The sequence below is a fragment of the Pseudomonas avellanae BPIC 631 genome (assembly GCF_000444135.1).
In the GTDB taxonomy this organism is placed as follows: Bacteria; Pseudomonadota; Gammaproteobacteria; order Pseudomonadales; family Pseudomonadaceae; genus Aquipseudomonas; species Aquipseudomonas avellanae.
In genome coordinates this window covers 1-1,641 of the sequence record NZ_ATDK01000444.1, presented here as the reverse complement: position 1 = coordinate 1,641, position 1,641 = coordinate 1, and the positions used below count along the sequence as shown (strand labels likewise).

1 protein-coding gene is annotated in these 1,641 nt (G+C 47.0%); it reads left to right on the top strand.

Going from position 1 to position 1,641, the window contains the following annotated elements:
- Positions 1-68: 68 nt before the first annotated feature.
- A complete protein-coding gene (locus tag DW49_RS0123845) occupies positions 69-1,580 on the top strand; it encodes a hypothetical protein (protein WP_229687522.1) in 1,512 nt (503 codons plus the stop codon).
- Positions 1,581-1,641 lie beyond the last annotated feature (61 nt).

Below are 1,641 nucleotides of genomic sequence, written 5' to 3'. Positions count from 1 at the left end.
TTTTCGAAATAAGTTACCCATAACCTGCAAGCTAAGCTATTGATAAGATTTGAATTTTCCGTTAGTTGGTGGCTGATTTTTTCGAAAACAGTACACTAGCAACCAACCATGAAAACAATATCAGTGAGCTCTCCCTACCCGTCAGGGTTGAAGTAGATCTGACTCCACCAGGTCGCCCGCAGCTTGGCCCTATCAAGTTCCCACCTGAGGTAGAGGGTGGACTGACCTCAGACGAGCTTTCGGAGCTAGGCGATGAACTTAGCGTGGAAATCGGTGGTTATACCGGTATGGCCACACACGATGTGATCCGCACGTACTGGGGCAACACTCAAGGCTCTGGCGCGGAAGTGACCACAGACGACATGGGATTCAACCGAGTAATCATAACTTACTCAAGAGTATTTCTGGAGGGCCTTGGAAAATTCAACGGAGTGGTGAGTTATGAAATCACTGATCGTGCTGGCAACCAGTCCACTCGCTCGCTTGGCATGTTTGTAAATCTACTACTTGAAAACTTACCACGTGACTACCCAGCGCCTGTAATCAATCCTGCCTTGGGCAATATTATCGATTACGCCGAAGCTAAAGCTGGCGTAGAGGTTAGTATACCCCGCTATCCGGACGCGGCACCGTTGGATTTGATCACCCTGCACTGGGGAAGTGAAAACTCCTCTCCAGCGTTTCCTCTGCCAGAAGGCAGTGAAGGGGAGGAAACTGTAATTTCCATACTTGTACCTTACGAGACCATTGCATTGATGCCGCGAGGCACAGTGCAAGTGACTTATGATGTACAGAAAGCAGGTGAACAAGTAGGTTCGTCGCTGTCTAGCACAGTGGAAGTAGATGTTGTGTTGCCGGTATCAGAGGTGATTGGCGCGCCGACAATTCAAGGCACAAGCCCGACAAACCCTAACATCGAAGATAACTTTATCGACGAAGACGATTACGAACTCAATGGACGTGCCATCGTTGCTTGGAATAGTAGCTATGAAGTCAGCGATAACCTGGCTTTTTTCTGGGGGCAGGAAACGATTTCTCAATGGTATCAAATCAAGGCGAGCGATGTTGCAAACCAAAACGATCTGATCATTGCGATTCCAAATACAATTCTGAAGGCGCAAGGTACTGGTGCACAGATACCTGCGCGCTTTGCAGTGACGCGTTTCGGAAATCCCAATACGTCAATCTCTGACAACCAACACGTGATTGTACGCTCCAAAGATGAAACGCCTGGCGGCACCAATGGCCTGCCAGGCCCAACCTTCAACACCACCGAACAAGGTGTTGTTGGCCCAATTGAAAATCCGGACGGCGCTGATGTTTTTATGGCGCCATACTTGAACATCATGAAAGATCAACTCGTGCAGTTTACATTTACGGCATTCAATGACAACAACATTCCAATTGAAGAAGCTTATTTTCAGGAAGAGCGAGAACTGGACAACTTCGATGCCATTAATGGCTACACCTTCAAAGTACCAATTCAAAACCTGAAGCGCATATGCAAAGGATATGGCGAGGCCTCATTCAAGGTGATTCCGTCTAGTGTACTGTTTTCGAAAAAATCAGCCACCAACTAACGGAAAATTCAAATCTTATCAATAGCTTAGCTTGCAGGTTATGGGTAACTTATTTCGAAAA